Source organism: Endozoicomonas sp. OPT23 (genome assembly GCF_009653635.1).
In the GTDB taxonomy this organism is placed as follows: Bacteria; Pseudomonadota; Gammaproteobacteria; order Pseudomonadales; family Endozoicomonadaceae; genus Endozoicomonas_A.
Window position 1 is genome coordinate 341,394 of the sequence record NZ_PPFD01000006.1, and the last position, 20,680, is coordinate 362,073.

At 47.8% G+C, this 20,680-nt stretch carries 15 protein-coding genes; 6 read left to right on the forward strand and 9 right to left on the reverse strand.

Going from position 1 to position 20,680, the window contains the following annotated elements; genetic code table 11:
• The first annotated feature begins 238 nt into the window (after positions 1-238).
• The 4 genes from gspC to gspL are packed head-to-tail and all read left to right on the forward strand — an operon-like array spanning position 239 to position 5,991.
• Positions 239-1,042 carry a type II secretion system protein GspC gene (gene gspC, locus EOPP23_RS15430; RefSeq protein ID WP_194842627.1) on the forward strand — a complete coding sequence of 268 codons (804 nt, stop codon included), beginning with the start codon at positions 239-241 and terminating at the stop codon, positions 1,040-1,042.
• Between the two features lie 50 nt (positions 1,043-1,092).
• Positions 1,093-3,294: a type II secretion system secretin GspD gene (gene gspD, locus EOPP23_RS15435; RefSeq protein ID WP_153766890.1), complete on the forward strand. Its 2,202-nt coding sequence runs from the start codon at positions 1,093-1,095 to the stop codon at positions 3,292-3,294.
• Positions 3,294-4,781 (forward strand): type II secretion system ATPase GspE, encoded by a 1,488-nt coding sequence (gene gspE, locus EOPP23_RS15440; protein ID WP_153766891.1) that lies wholly within the window; start codon positions 3,294-3,296, stop codon positions 4,779-4,781. The genes gspD and gspE overlap by 1 nt, the downstream gene beginning before the upstream one ends.
• Before the next feature lie 46 nt (positions 4,782-4,827).
• Positions 4,828-5,991, forward strand: coding sequence for a type II secretion system protein GspL (gspL, locus tag EOPP23_RS15445; protein ID WP_153766892.1), 1,164 nt, complete (start codon positions 4,828-4,830; stop codon positions 5,989-5,991).
• 34 nt (positions 5,992-6,025) lie between these two features.
• Here gspL and EOPP23_RS15450 read toward each other — a convergent pair whose 3' ends face one another.
• The 3 genes from EOPP23_RS15450 to EOPP23_RS15460 all read right to left on the reverse strand — a co-directional run bounded on the left by EOPP23_RS15450 (position 6,026) and on the right by EOPP23_RS15460 (position 8,351).
• The gene (locus tag EOPP23_RS15450) at positions 6,026-6,592 is read right to left on the reverse strand and encodes a hypothetical protein (protein ID WP_153766893.1); all 567 of its coding nucleotides are present in this window, start codon (positions 6,590-6,592) and stop codon (positions 6,026-6,028) included.
• 58 nt (positions 6,593-6,650) lie between these two features.
• Positions 6,651-7,526 carry a PleD family two-component system response regulator gene (locus tag EOPP23_RS15455; RefSeq protein WP_153766894.1) on the reverse strand — a complete coding sequence of 292 codons (876 nt, stop codon included), beginning with the start codon at positions 7,524-7,526 and terminating at the stop codon, positions 6,651-6,653.
• Between the two features lie 285 nt (positions 7,527-7,811).
• Complete coding sequence (locus EOPP23_RS15460; protein ID WP_153766895.1) at positions 7,812-8,351, reverse strand: hydrolase; 540 nt, start codon at positions 8,349-8,351, stop codon at positions 7,812-7,814.
• Between the two features lie 108 nt (positions 8,352-8,459).
• Between EOPP23_RS15460 and EOPP23_RS15465 the strand changes: the two genes are divergently transcribed.
• On the forward strand, positions 8,460-12,308 hold the full coding sequence (locus EOPP23_RS15465) for a hypothetical protein (protein WP_153766896.1): 3,849 nt from the start codon (positions 8,460-8,462) through the stop codon (positions 12,306-12,308).
• A gap of 13 nt (positions 12,309-12,321) precedes the next feature.
• Here the strand turns inward: EOPP23_RS15465 and EOPP23_RS15470 are convergent, their stop codons facing one another.
• The 6 genes from EOPP23_RS15470 to EOPP23_RS15495 form a co-directional block, all read right to left on the reverse strand.
• Positions 12,322-14,079 (reverse strand): ABC transporter substrate-binding protein, encoded by a 1,758-nt coding sequence (locus EOPP23_RS15470; RefSeq protein WP_153766897.1) that lies wholly within the window; start codon positions 14,077-14,079, stop codon positions 12,322-12,324.
• A gap of 131 nt (positions 14,080-14,210) precedes the next feature.
• Positions 14,211-14,483: a DUF2160 domain-containing protein gene (locus EOPP23_RS15475; protein WP_153766898.1), complete on the reverse strand. Its 273-nt coding sequence runs from the start codon at positions 14,481-14,483 to the stop codon at positions 14,211-14,213.
• Positions 14,484-14,512: 29 nt separating this feature from the next.
• The gene (locus tag EOPP23_RS15480; protein WP_228550744.1) at positions 14,513-15,313 is read right to left on the reverse strand and encodes a carbohydrate ABC transporter permease; all 801 of its coding nucleotides are present in this window, start codon (positions 15,311-15,313) and stop codon (positions 14,513-14,515) included.
• 16 nt (positions 15,314-15,329) lie between these two features.
• Positions 15,330-16,196: a carbohydrate ABC transporter permease gene (locus tag EOPP23_RS15485; RefSeq protein ID WP_153766900.1), complete on the reverse strand. Its 867-nt coding sequence runs from the start codon at positions 16,194-16,196 to the stop codon at positions 15,330-15,332.
• On the reverse strand, positions 16,193-17,311 hold the full coding sequence (locus EOPP23_RS15490; RefSeq protein WP_153766901.1) for an ABC transporter ATP-binding protein: 1,119 nt from the start codon (positions 17,309-17,311) through the stop codon (positions 16,193-16,195). Before EOPP23_RS15490 ends, EOPP23_RS15485 begins: the two co-directional genes overlap by 4 nt.
• 18 nt (positions 17,312-17,329) lie before the next feature.
• The gene (locus EOPP23_RS15495) at positions 17,330-18,451 is read right to left on the reverse strand and encodes an ABC transporter ATP-binding protein (protein WP_153766902.1); all 1,122 of its coding nucleotides are present in this window, start codon (positions 18,449-18,451) and stop codon (positions 17,330-17,332) included.
• 345 nt (positions 18,452-18,796) lie between these two features.
• On the opposite strand from EOPP23_RS15495, the gene EOPP23_RS15500 reads away from it, so the two are divergent.
• Positions 18,797-20,662, forward strand: a complete 1,866-nt coding sequence (locus EOPP23_RS15500; protein WP_153766903.1) for a sigma-54-dependent Fis family transcriptional regulator — start codon at positions 18,797-18,799, stop codon at positions 20,660-20,662.
• Positions 20,663-20,680: the final 18 nt, after the last annotated feature.

The following is a 20,680-nucleotide window of genomic DNA, read 5'->3' on the forward strand; positions in this document are numbered from 1 at the left end:
ACCTCATTTCTGTTTATCTCCCGACTTATACACTTACATTCCTCTTGCTAATGTGCTGAAATGCCCGAGCCTGAGGTAAGTCATTGTCGTTTACTTAAAATATGGATTAGTTGCCTCATGGAAAGTCAGGACAAGTAAACGATCAGAACAAAAGATAACGAGCAGCCTTGCCTTGACCAGCAATACGTTAAAAGACAGACTGAAGGGCAGAAATTTCATCTCAGGAAGAATTTTCGTTTTGGCCCTGGAAGCCACACTCGCAGGGCTCGCACTGGTATTCATTGCGAAAACTGTGCTCGCTTTGCAAAATCATAGCCAGCTGGAAGCCATTGCCAGCCCAGCTCTCCAGACAAGAACGACATTCAACTCCGCCGTTACTGCCAAAAATCACAGTTATGAACACCTGCCTAAACTGGAATTATTTGGGTCATTTAAGCCAAAGCCCGCCTCCGCTATTGCCATTACCGAATTACCGAGAACGACTGTTACTGCGACACTAACTGGCATTGTCTCTCACCCGGATAACAGCCAGTCACTCGCCATCATCAAAACAGGTGGCAATCAGCAGATTCTGAAATCCGGTGACTCGATCACTAATACCCAGGCAACCATCGTCAGCATCCACGCCGACCGTGTTGTACTGAGCCGTAATGGCCGAAACGAAGTACTGCTTCTACGGCCCGATGACCCTGACCGGGTTCTTGCAAACATACGTCTGCCGGCTGACAAAGAGGCAAGCTTGCAACTGCGCGGCTCAAAAAATGCTGACAACATTCTGTCTACCGTCGATGAGATCATCAACCTGGCGCCGGTCAGAGACGGTGATGTTCTAAAAGGCTATCGAATCAGCAGTGGTCGTCTCGGAGATGCCTTTGAACGCGCCGGATTCCAGGCAGACGACATAGCGATTGCCATTGATGGCTACGACATGACTTCACCACAGCAAGCTTTAGAGATGCTGGAAGAACTTGAGCTACTTGAACAGGTCAGTGTAACCGTTGAACGTGACGGACAGCTTCATCAAATACAGTTATCCATATGATTGACACAACCTGCAGCTGAGCCAAGAAGAATTATCAGGAAATAAAGAATATGCGTCGTTCATTATACGGGCTACTGGCCTCACTGCTACTCAGTACTGCCATCAGCAACACTGCTGTGGCACAGGGATACTCTGCCAGTTTTAACAAAGCCAATATCACCGAGTTCATTGATACTGTCAGCATTACTCTGGGTCGAACCATTCTTACTGATCCTTCGGTCAAGGGCAGCATCACCATTCGCACTCATAACGAGTTGACGGAAGAACAATATTATCAGTTATTCCTCAGTGTTCTCGAGTTGCACGGCTATAGCGTAATTCCATTAAAAAACGACCTGCTGAAAGTAGTTAAAAGCAAAAAAAGTAAGGAAACTGTCTTTCCACTGACCAACCCGAACGGTCAACCTGCCGACAGCATGGTGACCTGGGTCGTTGCCGTCAACAACGTGCCTACCCGTGAACTGGCTCCTCTTCTGAGACAGATGAATGCTAACTATGGCACTGTCGTTAACTTTAACCCTTCCAATATCCTGATTATTACCGGCCGTGCTTCCAACGTTGAACGAATGGTCAGTATGGTTCAGCAGATTGATCAGGTAGGCGCAAAATCGGTAGCCGTTGTCACTCTGTCTCACACCTCCGCAAAAGAAATGGCAAGGATCCTGACCAGTATTTATCTGGATAAAAATGCCAAAAGCACTGGTATGACCAATGTTGTCGCTAATGAGCAGGGCAATCAGGTCATCCTATCCGGCACACCGGAAATGCTCTCCCGGATGAAAAAGCTGGCCAGACAGCTGGATGCGGAACGATCAGGAAACAGCGGCAACGACAAAGTTTTCTATCTGCGTTACGCACGGGCAGCCTCACTGAAGGAAGTTCTTGAAAATGCTGCCTCTGTAGCCCAGAGCAGTAAGAATGGCACCAAGAGCTACAGCATTACCGCTCACGAGGATAACAATGCCCTGGTTATTACCGCACAGCCAGAGCTGATGAAATCCTTGTCAGGGCTGATTGCCAAACTGGATATACGTCGAGCTCAGGTTATGGTCGAAGCCATTATCGCTGAAGTATCAGATGCTGACGGTATTGACCTGTCTCTGCAATTGGCCGGAAAGAACGGTTCACTGGTTCAGTTTAACGACGGAAAATCAGTACCTATTGGAGAAATTCTTGCCGGGGTTGCAGGCGCACAAAAGCAGAAAGGCACCACCACTCAGACCGTGGTCGACGGTAATATCGTTACCACAACAACACCGGATAAAGGTGGCGACTTCAGCAGCCTTGCCAAATCCCTGGCACGGATATCAGGCTCAGCCATTGCTGTATCATCCGGAGACTGGGCAGCACTGGTTCAGGCGGTAGCGGCATCGACCCAGTCCAATGTTTTATCCACGCCAAGCCTGATGACTCTGGACAACCAACCCGCTTCTTTTGTCGTCGGTAATGAAGTTCCAACCATTACCGGCTCAACGTCGGGCAGTAACAATGATAATCCTTATCAAACCATTACCCGTCGTCAGGTCGGTGTAAAGCTGCACGTTACGCCGCAAATCAACGAGGGTGACGCAGTACGCCTGGATATTGAACAGGAAGTATCCAAGGTTAATGGCAGAACCGCCGTAGACGTTACCTTTTCTACCCGCGAAGTTAAGACCTCGGTTATGGTTCGCAGCGGTGATACGGTCGTGATCAGCGGTATGATGGACGACGATGTTCAAGAAAGTAAATCCAAAGTGCCCCTGCTGGGAGACATTCCTGTTCTTGGTCACCTGTTCCGCTCAACATCCAGCAAAACCATCAAACGAAACCTTATGGTCTTTATCCGTCCGACTATTATCCGTGATGATGAGATGATGAAGCAGATCAGTGCTAACAAATACAGCCTGATTCGTGCAGCGCAAATAAGGAAATCCGAAGATGGTATCGATCTGATGCCGGATACCAGGGTTCCAGTATTACCAGAGCTTACATTTGAACCTCAATCATCAACCGAGACATCATCGACAGCACAGACAAAGGAAGCCTCCGAGCCTGTTAGAAGCGAGCGATTGCAATACCATGCCGTAGAAGCGGGGAACACTCTGTACTCGATAGCCAGACATTACGGCACAACAGTCGGCAGACTCAGGAATATGAATGGCCTGCAGGGTAATGAGCTTTCAGTTGGACAGAAACTAGTGGTTGCCAGGGAAATTATTTTTCTCAACAAATCATCATTGAAACAAGTCGATGATGAGGCCATCAATTAATGAGCCAGAGTCTGCCTTTTTCCTTCGCCAATCGCTTTAAGGTGTTGATTGAAAGCCGCGAGCAGGGTTATCAGCTCTATCATGTCGAACCGTTAGTTGCTGAAACCCTGCTGGAAGTCAGGCGTTCACTGGCGGCTCCGTTCAAACTGACGCTGATTCCGGAGCAAGAATTCCAACAACGGCTGGCACAGCACTACCAGCAAGACTCTGATACCGCCAGACAACTGATGACGGATATCGACAGTGATCATGCGCTGCAGACACTGGCAGAAGAGTTACCGGAAAATGAAGACCTGCTGGAAGCGGATGACGGCGCACCGATTATTCGCATGATCAATGCTATGTTGTCAGAGGCTATTCGCGAAGGTGCTTCCGACATCCATATTGAAACTTTTGAAAATTCGTTGATCATCCGATTCCGTATTGATGGCGTATTAAGAGAAATCCTTAAACCACAACGAAAACTGGCTGCCCTGCTGGTATCTCGTATCAAGGTTATGGCGAAGCTCGATATCGCCGAGAAGCGGATACCACAGGATGGTCGTATTTCCCTGAAACTGGGTGGTCGCGCAGTTGACGTACGAGTATCGACGTTACCGGCACGTCATGGTGAACGTATCGTGCTTCGACTGCTCGACCGAGGCAGTGTTCAGCACGATCTGGGTCAGTCCGGTATGAACGAACAGCTTTGCCAGCAGTTTCGTGAACAACTGCAGAAGCCCCATGGCATTTTGCTGGTAACCGGCCCGACCGGCTCGGGTAAAACAACCACGCTGTATTCAGGCCTTAGTGAAATCAATACCCCTGAACGCAACATCATGACCGTTGAAGATCCTATTGAATACGATATCGACGGCATCGGACAGACTCAGGTCAACAGCAAGGTCGATATGACCTTTGCCCGGGGGCTCAGAGCTATCCTGCGACAGGACCCTGATGTGGTTATGATCGGTGAGATCCGTGATATTGAGACGGCTGAAATAGCGGTTCAGGCCTCACTGACCGGTCACCTTGTATTAAGTACACTGCATACCAACACCGCAACCGGTGCCGTGACCCGGTTGAGAGACATGGGTATTGAGCCCTTTCTTCTGTCATCCAGCCTTCTTGGTGTACTGGCCCAGCGCCTGGTACGGACTTTATGTCTGCACTGTCGTATTCAGGCACCAGCGACAGAAGCCGAGCTGGAGCTTATGAAGTCAGCACAGTCTTTATCTCAATCCCCTCTTCACTCTGCAGCCAAACTTATCTGGCACCCAACCGGCTGTCATGAATGCAACCACACAGGTTATCAGGGTCGAACAGGCATCTATGAACTGTTTCTGAGCACCGAAGAAGCCAGACAGCTTATTCATGATCAGGCCGGAGAAGCCGAACTCGAAGCAGTGCTATTGCAGCAGTCCGGAAGTATTCAGGTGGATGGCTTTAATAAAGTCATTTCAGGCGACACCAGTCTTTCAGAAATCCTGAGAGTAACCAAAGATTGAACAGCCATAGAATGATGAGTCAGAAACCAGAGCAGGCAGCCTAACCATGAAATTTTCCACTCTGTTCATTCGTCTGCCGATCTCGGAAAGCCAGCCTTTTTACTGGCGACTGTACGGCGGCTCACAAGCTGATCCAGTACAACTTCTGGAAGCCGGTCATGTTGATTCTACTGAAGAGCTGAAAGCACTTGGCAGTCAGTCTCCCGGTGCCCGTATCATTGTACTTGTGCCTGGTGAGCTGGTCACATTGCGGACACTGGAGATCGGTCTCAAGTTAAACAAGACCATCGAGAAGTCCCTGCCCTACCGCCTTGAGAATGAACTCAGTGATGATGTTGAAGAGCTTCATTTTTCAGTACTCAGTCACAATAAACAGCAGGCAACCGTTGCAGTTGTCAGCAAAGACTGGATGAATCGCTGGTTTGAGTGGCTGCAAATGGCCGAGTTGAATTGCCAGCAGATGTTGCCGGACTATCTTGCCCTGCCCTACACTCAAGGCGTTTGTTCACTGTGCCAAATCAAGTCTCAGTGGCTTATACGCTATGGGGAATTCTCAGGATCTGTTTGCGATGACAGCTGGGTTAGAACCTATCTGGACAGCCTGGAACAGGCCGATCAGTTAAAGGTCATTGATTACAGCCCGGCCGGACAAAACAGTCATCCTTTGAGTCTGCTCGAACCGGATTGTATTCCTGAACATGTCAGTCTGCTTCAGGGAACCTATCACTCCTCTGCCCGACAGGATCAAAAACCTCTTAATTCTTTCCGGCCTATAGCTCTTGCTGCCAGCCTGCTGGCCAGTTTTGCAGGTTACCAGTACAGTCTGATCAGTCAGACCGAAAGCGAAGCAAAAGCCATTCAGCTACAAACAAAAGAGCTGTACAACCAGCTCTACCCAGGCGAAAGATTGATCAGACCAGTTTTCCAGTTAAAACAAAAACTCATAAACCTGAAGAGCAGCCAACACCAATCTGAAACCTTTTTAGTAACACTCAATAATGTCGCACCCATCATAAGTAGCACTAACCAAATCAAAATTCAGTCCAGCCACTATAGCCATGCACAGAGCAAGCTGACCTTGACAGTAACTGCTGATTCCATAAGTTCACTGACTGACTTAAGAGATGCCTTGAGTAACATCCATCAGACACAACTCAGGTCTCTTGAGTCGAATGACAATAAAGCTAAAGGAATACTTGTTATAAATTGAGCGACCGCAAGTAATGCCATTTCTTAATACAGAATTAAGTATTGTTCATGGTAAAGGAATACTTAATGTCACCGCTGGTTATTGTGACCTGTAGTCGCTGACTGCTCACAACAGCCTTAAATGTAAAGTCCACTCCTCGGTAGTTTTGCCGACCTGTCAGATGATATTCGCTCTGACCACCCTGATCGCTCTGATCAGGACAACCTGAATCTTTAGGAAAGAAATCCAAATTGATACCACTAGGTATACTATCCAGTGACCCTCCGGAACAGCCTTCAGATATTCCAGCACCACCAAGACCAAGTGCAGGAACCTGCCTCATTGGTGTAGCATCTGCACTTCTGACTTGAGAAGGTTGTTCAGATGAAAAGCTAACGGCTATTTCAGCTCCCTCCGACGGAGAAGGAGAAGAAAAATAAATAATGACGAGTGACCTAAGTGACGTCACTCTGGCTTGATCACCAAATGGAAATTGATCAGAAAAATTAGCATTTTCTGTTTCGTTCTTACCTTTGTAGACTTCACCATTCGGACGCCAGGCAAAAGCATTTGAGATCATCAACTGCAATGTAATAAATAAAATAATTTTTCTTCGAATCATAAATCAAGCCCGAACAATACGTAATTCAGGCCAAGTTTAGACAATCGAAAACGGACTGTTATCTTTTCTGAAGCTGCTCAATAATCTGTTGCTGATTTTTCAACAGATCAGAATTCGTTGAATTCAAACCCCACAATTGCCAGATAACAGCAGCCTGAACGACCACCAAAGTGACAATAGCCATACGAACCTTTGACTGACCTTCCCTAATGGTTTTCAGTAGCCCCCCAACAATTGAGCGACGCTGGGAGTTCAGTTCGGTCGTCATTACATGCTCAAAATGTTCAAGCATTTTCTGGGTTTCTTTGACAATCTTGCCAGTCTGGTCTGCATTTTTTGTGTGCAGCTGTTCTGTCTGCTGAACAGCACTCATACTTAAAAAAGGCTTAATATGGTTCAGCCACAGACTGACCATGTCACTACCATCTACTTTCAATCGCTCTGTTTCTACACGAACCTGCACAGGAGGTTCAAGTCTTTTGGCATCAATTCGCTTTTCTTCACCCGCCTGATCACTTGTTGACTTAACATTGGCCTGTTTGGCGTTATCAGCAACCAGACCCAGTTTAAAGAGTGACTCTCTCAGCTGCCTTTTCTCAACACCTTTAGGCACAACATCAACAGCACCCAGCGCACGAGCCTGACTGACATACATATTACCTTCCTGCGAGGTGTACATCATGACAGGAATAGTGGCCGTCATGGGGTTATCCTTAACCACTTTTACCGCCTCGAAACCATTCATATCAGGCATATGATGATCCATAAAGATAATATCGGGCTTATTATCCTTTAGAAATTCAATAGCCTCCTCTGCCGAGTAAACAGAGTCGGCTTCCAGGTCAAAACTGTCCAGCAAGTTAGCCAGTACTTTACAGGCAACCTTCGAGTCATCAACGATCAGGGCTTTACGAGGCAGTGCTTTGTGAGGCATCAAAACGCTCCGGTTTCGGCGTCCATAATTTTATAAGGGTTAGCATACAGAGTGTGTCGTTTAAGACAGTTCCGACTTTTCCCAGTGCATTCCGTTAGAAACGAAGAAAAGCAGAACAACTTAAGCAGTAAACTTATTCAATAGGATTTTTTTGATAGTATACGATGAATCCTCCTAGCATCAGAGTAAACTCATCACATTTTGACGTGCCTGACTCTGGTAGAGTCAGGCAGTATAATTTAACCTGACCTTTCTTGGTCAAAGCTATAAAACTAAGCTGTAATATCAACGAATGAGCTTTGACACCGTTCTGAATTCATCCACCTCAGCTGTTTTCATTAACTCAAACAATGCCATTTCAGTGCAGGTCAACTCGATATTATTTCGTGTCATTTTGTTCAGTGCCAGATCTCGATTGGCCGTAAGCCTTGAAGCAACGGCATCCGCTACCACCTGAACATCATAGCCATTCTCAGCCAGTTCCATAGCCGTCTGATAAACACAGATATGCGCTTCGATACCCACTACCAGCACCTGCTTTCTTCCTGTGTCAGCCAGAGCTTTATTAAAATCACTTGAACCACAACAACTGAAGCTTGATTTGGCTACAGGTTGCTGTTCCATCAGCAGTTCAGCAATTTCCGGAATCGTAGCACCCAGCTTCTCTGGTATCTGCTCTACCCAGATAACAGGCACGCCAAGCGTTTTTGCTCCCGCCGTCATGGCCACAAGATTTTTATACAAAGCCTCACGTTCGGCCATCAGTGTGGCCAGTTTTCCCTGTACATCAACAACCGTCAGAACCGTATTATTGACTTCGAGCATCCTGAATCTCCTTTTAACGCACCTACTACTGGACCAGCAGCCTTCACTTCTCTTTTATACCGCCGACAATCGCAACATGGAAACTAATCCGTTTATTCCGGCAGGCTTATGACCGAATCGATCAGACCACCCTCTTCTGGCAGGAGTACTCATACTACTCCCACTGGTAAGCCAAACTCGAGAGCAAAGGGAAAAACAGGCGCCAGAGATGTGGAAGCCTGTGATCATTCGCCTTTGCTAGCGGGGCCGGAGGGTGAGCTGAATCCTGCGCCAGAATCCGAATTAACCAACCTGCATAAGCGCGACATAAAACACAAACCGCCTACATTCCGTGTTCGCACTCAGAGTGATACTGGTCAGGAAGAGCTTCAGGGCTCTGACCATGAAAGCAAACGCTCATTAGGCGATCACAACAATATTGATGAAGATATATTCTACGATGCACGAACTACACAAACTCCAGAGTTTGAGGAAGACCCTGATTTTGTCGATGCACTGACAGAACTCTCGTCTGACGACTACGCTCCCGAATCAACTCCACAGGCAAGTGGCAGTAAAGAAGCAAGTAGTAAAAAGCGTATCGATCCATCAACCGGTCAACCTGCTCCTGCCGGGAAGACGTTGGCCAGAGCTCAATCTGCAGGCAGTGAGAAAGGCAGTAAAACAGAACGCGCCTTTGCGGCTCTTCTTGCCTGGGGGCTTAACCGCGGCAAGATACGGGCAAAAATTTCAACTCAGTCTACCAGAGCTGTGCAAACCATTAAGGACCAGGTTAAATCACTGACAAAACATTCAGGTCGTACTAAAAGGATCCAGAGTAAAGAAGAGTTAAGAACCCTTAAAGCCCAGAAAAAAGCCGCTAAAAAATCCAGTAAGAGTGAAGCGGTCAGTTATCTGAAAATGCTTAAGGCATTTAAAAAAATCCATGCAGGAACAGCCCAGCGTCACGACATGCACCTGGAAAGTCTGTCACTGGCTAATGGCCAATATAACCTATCCAATGTTGATCTGGGGGTTACCCAGGTAAAACTGATACCAACTGATGATGGAAAAATACGGCCTCAAATTACCGCAGATATCAATGGCATACTGGAAATTCCTCTGCCGGGACAGGCCCCCCTTAAAGTTCGTCTGAATATGAAGGACGTCCAGATCAGTCTTGAAGGGCGACTGGTACCTGCTGCCAATGCCTGGATTGGCAGTTATGGACTGAAAGACACTCTGTCACAACTTCAAAAAATTCGTGGTGATTCAGGAGGCTTGTTTAACCTCAGGCACATAGGCGTCAAGGCAGGAGCAATCCATGCCACTTTGCTGGACCCACAACCAGAGACACTGTCAGCCTTCAGAAAGCGACTTGGGTCTACTCGGGGTAGAGCGATTGACCGGTTATTCGTCTCTTTGGGATTACCGTTAAACATTGAAGTAGCTGATCTGCAAGTCAACGTTGAGCACGACTCTCAACCTGCAAGCAGTTTACTCAAAGTGCGCCGGTTAAAAAGTGACTATGTACCGCCAAAAACCGGAACCCGAGATAAAGATACGCCCCACGGGCGAGAACTTTCTATTCACGCGGACCGCATTGAAGTTCGAACCGACGGTCTCTCAGAGCAACTTATAGATACCGCAAAACTGCTTGCTACCGAAAACATGCTGATTCTGCCAGGCACTGCTCATCCGGAAGGCAGTCCACTGGCGGCTCTGGCTGACAAATCCACGCATCTGGAAGGCCATGTAAGCGACTTCAACCTTACTCTGGGGCGGGAAGTAAAACACAATGGTCAGAAACTTGAGCTGACTGGTAAAGACACTCTTGAAGTTCATACAGGCCCTTTTGTTGTCTATAACGAAGGTAAGGCACATTTTTCAGTCACGGGTGATTCCGTGACACTGGTTGCAGGCAGAAAGGATGTTAGAAGCAGCTTTTCACTGACAGCGAAGCAGTGCGAAGCATCTGGCAATATTAAGCAGGCTTTACCGAAGCAAGCCGGCCATGTTGACCTGAAAGGAGATATCACAGCGGAAGAGTTTCACCTCAGCAGATTAGTCGATGGCGATGAAAAGGATATTGAAGTCAGTACACGGGGCTTAACCGTAAAAACAGACGATCGCGCCTCGCAAATCGCTATTGGCAAAACCGAGGTAACCCTGCCCTCCGTAATGTCTGCTGAAGTGGAAAGCCTTAAGCTGGTCACCCGATCCGAAAAAAACTCAGCGCAGGCAAAACTGGTAGTGGGTACGACAACGCTGAAGTCTGACGAACGGCTGGCTGTCAAAAGCGAGACCCGGAATTTTATTATTCCTGTTGATGGTGAAGTTACAACGACCGGTACATCCATCGAATGGCACAAAAAAGCTGAAGGAGAACATGGTCAGACAACTCAGGAACTGATGATCAAACCGGGTACGACACGATTCAAGAATATCTGTCTTGATCAATTACGCATAGAAGAAGGTAAGCTGGATCTTGACGATAAGTTGACCGGAGAGCTGGTTCTGACGGGGCTCGAATTTAATGGCAGCCAACTACTCAGCGAAAGCTCTCCTATCCCCAAGAAAGTACGTGACAAAATTCCTGAATTCCTACTTATGAATCGAAGTCTCAGATTATCACTTAAACTCCCTGTCAAAGAGGGAAAAATTGATATGTCTCAGGCTCAGATCAAGGGATTCCAGTTTGATCATCAGGGAGCCAATAACAACAGCTGGACAGGAGCAGGAACAAAATTTTTACTGGACAAAGCCGGTGACCATTGCTCCCTGCAAAAAATTACTGTCAACAATGGCAGAGCCTGGGTAGAGATTGATATTGCCGGTTACCCCGTCTGGCTACCTACTCTAAAAGTACCTGGTTACAACGCCAAGGATGACAATACCATTCACCTGCCAGAGCTGCTCCATGGTCTGTCCGGCGCTCATATGGCTCAGTTGACTGACATAGAGAATCGCTTGATCAGAAACGCAGAAACAGGTGATCTTGAGGCAGTTTATGAAATGCTTAACTACTGCGACAGCGTTGACTCTGAAAAAAGCTGCCTGATACTGAAACGATTAGATATCAACCCATGGTTGAATGATAAAAGTGAAAATGCTGCAGACAAAATTGAAGCTTTGGTGCAGCTTAACCCCTATTTTCGTCAATACCCGGAAATGGCCGGCAAGGCTTTAGCCATGAGCCTTCACCCTGCCATTCCGGTGAGTCAGGGTGATATTGATTATTTCACCCAGAAAGCCATCAGAAGCAGGCTAAACCCAACCACTTTAGCAGCACTTTATGCCAAACTGGGAGACTATGACACCGCCTACGATGTTGTAAGAACTGCCTCTGAAAAGTACCCATCTGATGCCAGCTACGCCTATGCAACAGCAAAAACAGCAGATGCCTGTTTGTCCCATTTGCCTAAAGCAGAGAAAACAAAAGAGACGGTACATCAATATGAACAAGCTATCGTCCGTAGTTTTGTTCAAGCCGCAAGACTAGGGCACAAAGAAGCCGTAGTACAACTCAATATTCGTGCTCAACAGGGAAATCCGCTTGCCCGAATAGGCCTGGCTGGCCTTCTACTGACAAAATACAAAGCCCCTGTCAGCTTCTATGAAGCTATGAGCTGGCTTGAACCTCTCGCTGGAAATAATGAAGACCCCATAGCTCAGAAAATGGCTTTAGATACTCTGCAACGGCGGGCCAGAAATGCGACCAAAATATTCTTGCATGCAGAAGAAAATTCTGACGACCTCTTGGCCGAAGAACTGTCCAAACTGGGCACAATAAAGGAAACCGAGCTTTCTGGTAAAAAACTCTACTTCTGGGGCTTGCGATATTTATACGGTATTGAAGGCGTAAAGCAGAATGAGAAGGAAGCAAAAAGACTGCTTCTTCTTGCAATAAAAGAAGGCGTCAAGCAGGCAGAGACGCACCTGCTTGTTGTCAACAGACTGCAGGAAACTGCAGTCTGATATCCGTCAACTATCAGCTTTTTACGGAAGCCTTTAATGAGGCTGCTTTCCAACTCTTCAACAGATCATCATAGTTAACAGTTTCACCCTGAGGCTTCTCATTAGAGAGTTTGGCCTTGGGCGCACCTGGCTGACTCAACCAGTACTCGGCGTCTTTTTTGGCATTCAGCTTAGGACCACATTCGCCCTGAACACCGGCACGTTCCAGACGCTTGAGCACCTTGTCCTGTGCTGATGCCAGACCATTCAGTGCCTGCTGAGGTGTTTTCTCACCACTGGCGGCTTCTGCAACATACTGCCACCAGAGCTGAGCCAGCTTTGGATAGTCAGGTACGTTGGTGCCTGTCGGAGTCCACTCTTTACGGGCAGGGCTGCGATAGAACTCGACCAGACCACCCAGTTTCGGAGCGATATCGGTCATTGCCTGAGAGTTGATATCGGACTCACGAATCGGTGTCAGACCCACCAGCGTCTTCTTCAGAGAAACCGTCTTGGCAACAGTAAACTGAGCATACAGCCAGGCTGCCAGACGCTGTTTTTCAGGGGTAGAGTTCAGGAAGGTCCAGGAACCGGTATCCTGATAGCCCAGTTTCATACCTTCCTGCCAATAAGGTCCTTTAGGAGAAGGCGCCATACGCCACTTTGGAGTGCCGTCGTCATTCATTACCGGCAGACCTTCTTTGGTCATATTGGCGGTGAACGCGGTATACCAGAAAATCTGCTGAGCAATATTACCCTGAGCCGGAACAGGACCCGCTTCAGAGAAGGTCATACCCTGAGCTTCCGGTGGTGCATAAGCCTTCATCCAGTCAACGTATTTGGTGGTGGCATAGACGGCTGCCGGGCCGTTAGTGGCACCACCTCGTTCAACACTGGAACCTACAGGACTGCAGCCTTCTACACGAATGCCCCATTCATCAACAGGGAAACCGTTTGGCAGACTCTTGTCGCCTGCACCAGCCATAGAGAACCAGGCATCAGTAAAGCGCCAGCCCAGTGATGGATCTTTCTTGCCGTAATCCATGTGACCATAGACACGCTCACCATCAATGTTCTTCACATGCACCGAGAAGAATTCGGCGATGTCCTCATAGGCAGACCAGTTCTTGGGTACGCCGAGCTCATAACCATAGATATTTTTGAATTTGGTCTTCAGGTCTTTACGGGCAAACCAGTCGGCACGGAACCAGTATAGGTTGGCAAACTGTTGATCCGGCAGCTGATAAATCTTGCCGTCAGGACCAGTGGTGAAATCCAGACCAATAAAATCAGGCAGATCCAGTGTTGGCAGAGTGACGTCTTTCGCTTCACCGGCAATCATGTCGGAGATTGGCACAACCTTACCGTAGCGGAAGTGAGTACCGATCAAATCCGAATCATTGATATAGGCATCGTAGATGTTACGGCCAGACTGCATCTGGGTCTGCAGCTTCTCAACCACGTCACCTTCCTGAATCAGGTCATGGTTGACCTTGATACCAGTCACTTCTTCGAAGGCCTTGGCTAGAACCTTGGCTTCGTATTCATGGGTGGTAATGGTTTCAGAAGCCACATTAACTGTCATACCACGGAAAGGCTTGGCCGCTTCGGTAAACCAGGCCAGTTCTTTCATCTGCTCTTCTTTGCTGATGCTGGACTCGGTGAACTCGTTTTTCAGCCATTTCTGCGCAGCATCCGAATACTGGTCGGCGAACGCCTGCAAGCTTCCCCCTGCCAGCGATATAGCGACACTCAGTAAGAGCGCCCTGGGTGTTTTTTTATTATTTTTCATTATCAACCTCTAACATGAATTCCGGACGATGCGAAATCACGCAGTGCCCAAGGTGTGCCGGCCGAAACCGGCTATCTTTGATTGCTGTGGGGTTCAGCAACTTCCAGATTTCTCTTTTGCCAGAGCTGATTTCAGCCCCAGCGCAATACAATCGCCAGCCATACTGCAGAAACCGCCAGCGCAATCCAGAGACTGAGCTCCGTCAGCCCTAGAAACATCAGGTGAATATAGGCGCTGCTTAGCAGGCCAATAAACAGTCGGTCTCCGCGACTGGTTTCAATGGGCAGAAAGCCTCTTCGTTCGGTGCTGGGGCATCGAAGCTCCCAGACCGTCATGGCAATCAGCATGCAGGCTATAACACCGAAAAAGACGGCAGTCGTTTGTGTCCAGGCCATCCAGCTCATGGCATGTCTCCTTTTATCTTTCTAATGTCTCAGACACGCCCGAGCGCAAAACCCTTGGCCACATGATTACGGACAAACCAGATCACCAGCAGTCCAGGCAGAATGGTCAGTACACCGGCGGCTGCCAACACGCCCCAGTCGACACCGGTTGCGCCTATGGTTCGGGTCATAATGGCCGCAATAGGTTTAGCCTCTACTGACGTCAGGGTTCGAGCCAGCAGCAGTTCGACCCAGGAGAACATGAAGGCAAAGAAGGCCGTTACTCCAATACCCGAACGGATCATCGGTAAGAAAATACGCACGAAAAACCGTGGAAAGCTGTAACCATCGATATAAGCCGTTTCATCAATCTCTCTTGGCACTCCGGACATAAAGCCTTCCAGAATCCAGACCGCCAGCGGCACGTTAAACAGACAGTGCGCCAGGGCTACTGCAATATGGGTATCAAACAGACCCACTGAAGAGTAGAGCTGGAAGAAAGGCAGCAGAAATACCGCAGGTGGCGCCATTCGGTTGGTCAGCAGCCAGAAGAACATCTGTTTGTCGCCCAGAAACTTATAGCGACTGAAAGCGTAAGCTGCAGGCAAAGCCACCAGCAGGGTAATCACCACGTTCATGCCGACATAGGTCATGGAGTTGAAGTAACCCATATACCAGCTTGGGTCAGTAAATATGACTGTGTAGTTTTCCAGCGTGAATTCTTTCGGCCAGAACGACAGCTCTCCGGTAATCTCCTCATTGGTCTTGAACGACATATTGAGCAGCCAGTAAATCGGTACCAGTACAAAAAGAATGTAAAGCGTGATACCGAAAGCTTTGGTTTTAGACATTGGCATAACGTATTCCTTACTTCCTTTTATCCAGATGGGTAATCGTGGTGAAGAACAGCCAGGACACCAGCAGTACAATCAGGAAATAGATCAGCGAAAAGGCAGCAGCAGGACCCAGATCAAACTGACCTATTGCCATTTGGGTCAGGGTCTGGCTGAGGAATGTCGTAGAATTACCAGGACCACCACCGGTCAGAACAAAAGGCTCGGTATAGATCATAAAGCTGTCCATAAACCGCAGCAGCACACCTATGATCAATACGTTCTTCAGTCTTGGCAGTTGAATAAATCGGAAGATGGCCCACTTGGATGCACGGTCGATACGAGCGGCCTGATAAAAAGCTTCGGGAATAGCTCTCAAGCCCGAATAGCATAATAAGGCTACCAGTGATGTCCAGTGCCAGACATCCATCAGCAGCACAGTAAACCAGGCATCCATCGGGTTAGAGGCATAGTTGTAATCGATCCCCAGACTGTTTAATCCCCAGCCAAACAAGCCGATATCCGCCCTGCCAAAGATCTGCCAGATGGTTCCAACCACATTCCATGGAATCAACAGAGGAATAGCCAACAGAATCAGTGACAGGGATGCCATAGCACCGCGAGTCGGCATCATCAGCGCTACCAGAATCCCCAGCGGAATTTCAATCAGCAGTACTGAGCCGGAAAATATAAACTGCCGCAGCAAAGAGTCATGAAGTCTTGGGTCCTGCAAGACCTCTTTGTACCATTCAGCACCGACAAAATAGGCGCTGTTCTGGTCAAAGATATCCTGCACGGAATAGTTGACCACCGTCATCAAAGGGATAATGGCCGAAAAAGCCACCAGCAGAAATACCGGTAGTACCAGCAGCCAGGCTTTATTGTTTTCTGTTTTATTCATTGTTCGCTGCCCTGCACTTCAACCAGATATTCATCCACATAAATTTTCAGCCACTGCTCAGGAAAGCAGGCATAAACCTGACCATCAGTCGCTTGATAATCTTCATCGACAATGGCTTTCAGGGATTGCTTTCCAAGTTCAAGCGTCAGAACCTTATGAGTACCCAGATCTTCGATATGTTTAACACTGCAAGGCAATGCACCATCCATAGGCTGCTCCTGCAGACAGATAAACTCGGGGCGAATGCCCGCCTTGATATTGGTTGAACTACCAGAAGCAGAAGCAGAAGCGAGAGACTGCAAAAGATCATCACTGAGCAGCAATTCCATACCGTCAAACTGAATACCCTTTTCGGTCAGCTGGACATCGATCAGGTTCATACCTGGACTGCCAATAAAGTACCCGACAAAAGTGTGAGCCGGTTGTTCAAACAGTTCTCTCGGAGTGCCAAACTGTACGACCTGCCCTTCGTACATCACGGCGATTTTGTCTGCAAACGTAGAGGCTTCCAGCTGATCATGGGTGACATAGACCATGGTGATATTGAACTGCTCGTGAATCTGCTTGAGTTTACGCCTCAGCTTCCACTTCAAATGCGGGTCGATAACCGTCAAAGGTTCATCAAACAGAATGGCCGAGACATCATCACGGACCAGGCCACGCCCCATGGACACCTTTTGTTTCTCATCGGCAGTCAGGTTGCTGGCTTTTCGCTTCAGTAGATCCTGTAAATCAAGGATATCTGCCACTTCAGCGACTTTTGCTTTTACTTTGTCCTCACTGACTTTCTGGTTTCTGAGTGGAAACGCCAGATTGTCAAACACCGTCATTGAGTCGTACACCACAGGGAACTGAAACACCTGGGCGATATTTCGATCTCGAGTATCCGTTTCGTTCACTTTTACTCCGTCAAACAGCACCTCTCCTTCAGAAGGCGATAGAAGGCCGGAGATAATATTCAACAGTGTGCTTTTACCGCAGCCGGAAGGCCCCAGCAGCGCATAGGCACCACCCTGCTCCCAGGTATGATTCATACGGCGTATTGCGTAATCTTCCGGGCCACTCGGAGTATTGCTGTAGGAATGAGCCAGCGACTTCAATTGTATTTCAGCCATATTTTTCTTAACTGCCTCTTACTGGCTCTCAGCTTTAAAGCCAAGCGTATTAAAACTAAGTGGATTAAAACCGGGTGCCTGTACCAGCTTGCCGTCCATATCAAATACGAACAATCGATGGGTAGGCAGATAGACTTTCACCGGCGTATCTGTGTGATATTCGTGAACACCGGACAGCTGCAACACCAGATTGAACAGGTCATTTCTCACATGCAGAAAGGTTTCGGAGCCACTGATCTCGGCCAGCTCAACCATCATCGAAAGCTCAAGATCGTCATCATTGTGGGGAACAAGGCCGATATGATTCGGACGAATACCAAACTGATACTGTCCTGCAGGAAGACGCTTCAGATCTCGATCCAGCGGAAAGTGAACACTCTGGTCAAAGGTCACCTCACTGTTATCTACCTGCCCTGGCAAGAGGTTTATGGGCGGTTCGCTGAACAGTTCTGCAGCCTGGATGGTTTCAGGACGTCGGTAAACATGAGGAGCAGAACCTGTCTGAATCATTTTGCCTTCGTGCAATAAAGTGGTTGTGCCACCTAAAGCCAGTGCTTCGTTAGGCTCAGTGGTGGCATACACGGCAATGGTTTTTCGAATACGAAACAGTTCTCTCAGCTCTTGTCGCAACTCTTCACGGAGCTTGTAATCAAGGTTAACCAGCGGTTCATCGAACAAAACAAGCTGTGCATCTTTAACCAGTGCTCGCGCCATAGCTGTACGCTGCTGTTGACCACCTGAAAGCTCCAGAGGAAGACGGTCAAGAAATTGTTCGATATGCAGCAGTTCAGCCGTTTCTTTCACTCTTTTCTGAATCTCGCTGTTACTGGTTCCTGCCAGCCGCAGTGGTGAAGCGATATTTTCAAAGACGGTGAGATTGGGGTAATTGATAAACTGCTGATACACCATGGAGATATTGCGTTTCTGCACCGTAACACCGGTAACGTCATTGCCGTCCACCAGTACTCTGCCACTGTCGGGTTTATCCAGTCCGGCCATCAGGCGCATTAACGATGTTTTACCCGCCAGCGTTCTGCCCAGTAAAACATTAAAGGAACCCGGCTCCAGGTTCAGTGAGACATGATCGATATGGGTAGCCCCATCGACGACACGATGAACGTTTTCCAGTGTCAGCGACATACATGGGTCTCTTTTATAATTATTCTTTAACCGCAACGACTATTCACAAAACATCGTTTACGAACATTGATACTCTCCTTTTAAGCTAAGCGATAAGTATGCCAATTGTTTCAAAATCATGAATTATGAAACTTTCAGGCCTGCATACCGCAGATAAACGGGTAAAAGCGATCTAACGTGATGAATACCTGTAAATGATCAATCTCAAAGAACTGTTCATTTTTTTGTTGACCGTGAACAAATGTGAACATATAAATTGAACAACTGTTTGAGTTTCACACAAGGAAATGACAGCAGAACCTGGCAGTAACGATCAGAATAACAATAAGAAGTGAATGGTCAGCAATGATAGACAGCCAACAGATACAGAAGGAACTGATTGCCGATTCGTGGGAACGCTGTCGTCAATTTGGTTTGCAGCAAAACAACATACCCTGCTTTCAACAACCTGAAACAGGCACTTTGAAAGAGTTACTCCATAACAACCAGCTATTAATCAACACCACCTGCAACGAAGTATTGCCCTACTACGAACACATACTGTCGAACAGTCAGTGTCTGATTCTTCTGACGGATCAGCAGGGGCAGGTACTGGAAAACTGGGGGGATAAGCGATTTCTAAACAAGGATCACAAAGCCTTCTTCCAGACGGGTATACACTGGCCAGAGCAGTTGCAAGGAACCAACGCAATAGGAACCGCTCTGGCAACCGGGAAATCCGTTCAGATAAAACGTGATGAACACTACCTGAAAGCCAATCGCTATATGACCGGGTCTGCTGCGCCGGTTTTCGATGCCGAACGACAGTTGATAGGTGTTCTTGATGTTTCCAGTGACAGCTATCTACCACAGTCGCATACGCTCGGAATGGTCAAGCTGATGACGCAGTCAGTTGAGAACCGACTGATTATCAATAAATTTCAGAAGCAGTATTTCCTGCTCAGCTTTAATACTCATCCTGAAACCATCGACAGTCCCTGGGCCGGTTTACTGGCCTTTAACAGTGAAGGTCTGATTCTTGCCGCTAATCGCAGAGCCGAACATATTCTGGAAATGAGTCTGCTGTTGTCAGATATCCGTAGAGTATTTGATCTGTCACTGTCTGAGCTTAAACAAGCATCTTCGGATAAGCCCAACAGTTGGACAGCTCTTGAGAAATACCAGATGTATACAAGAGTATGTACACCCGCGGATCAGCTTTCTGTACGACAAAAGCCATCTACTACTATCACATCTATCAAAACACCCAACACATCATCAAGGTCAGGCATCAATATCGATAGGCTGGAATTTGGTGATCACCGGGTTCGCCGAGCCGTGCTGCAGGCACAGAAGGTCTTTGAGAAAGACATTCCGATTCTGGTTTATGGAGAAACCGGCGTAGGCAAAGAGGTCTTTATCAAGGCTTTGCATCAGCAAGGCTCTCGCAGTGACAAGCCTCTTGTGGCTGTTAACTGTGCTGCCATTCCTGCCGAGCTGATTGAATCCGAACTGTTCGGTTATGAAAAAGGGGCATTCACGGGTGCCAGCAGTCAGGGCTCTATTGGCATGATTCGCAAAGCCCATAAAGGAACCCTGTTTCTCGATGAAATTGGTGATATGCCGTTAAAAGCCCAGGCACGACTGTTAAGGGTTTTGCAGGAAAGGCAGGTTACACCTCTCGGTTCAACTCAAGCCTATCCGGTGGATATTAAACTGGTCTCTGCTACCAACCGCAGCCTGAAGCAGCTTGTAGAGCCGGGTGAATTCCGGCAGGACCTGTATTATCGAGTGAACGGCCTGTCAGTTACCCTGCCATCACTCAGAGAACGCAACGATCGTTCCAGGCTCTTTCAGGAAATCCACCAGCTCCACCGTAATCCTGAACAGCCTGATCAATTACCACAGGAGATTCTTGAGCTTTTTCTGCAACATCCCTGGCCCGGCAATATTCGCCAACTGGTTAATGTTGTTCAGGTGGCTCTCGCGCTTTCCGATGATGACCCCATCAGCAAATGGCATCTTCCTGAAGATTTCTTTGACGACCTTGGCAAGATCGATTCAGTCGAGGCTGACAGTCATGATTCAACAGAAAATAACGACAAAGAAACTCTCAGGGTATTCCAGCAACACAAAGGCAATATCTCACAGACGGCAAAAATACTGGGAGTTAGTCGTAACACCCTCTATAAGCGACTAAAGTCTCTTGGGATTAAACAATCAAAGATTTGAAACGATCGACTTATAATG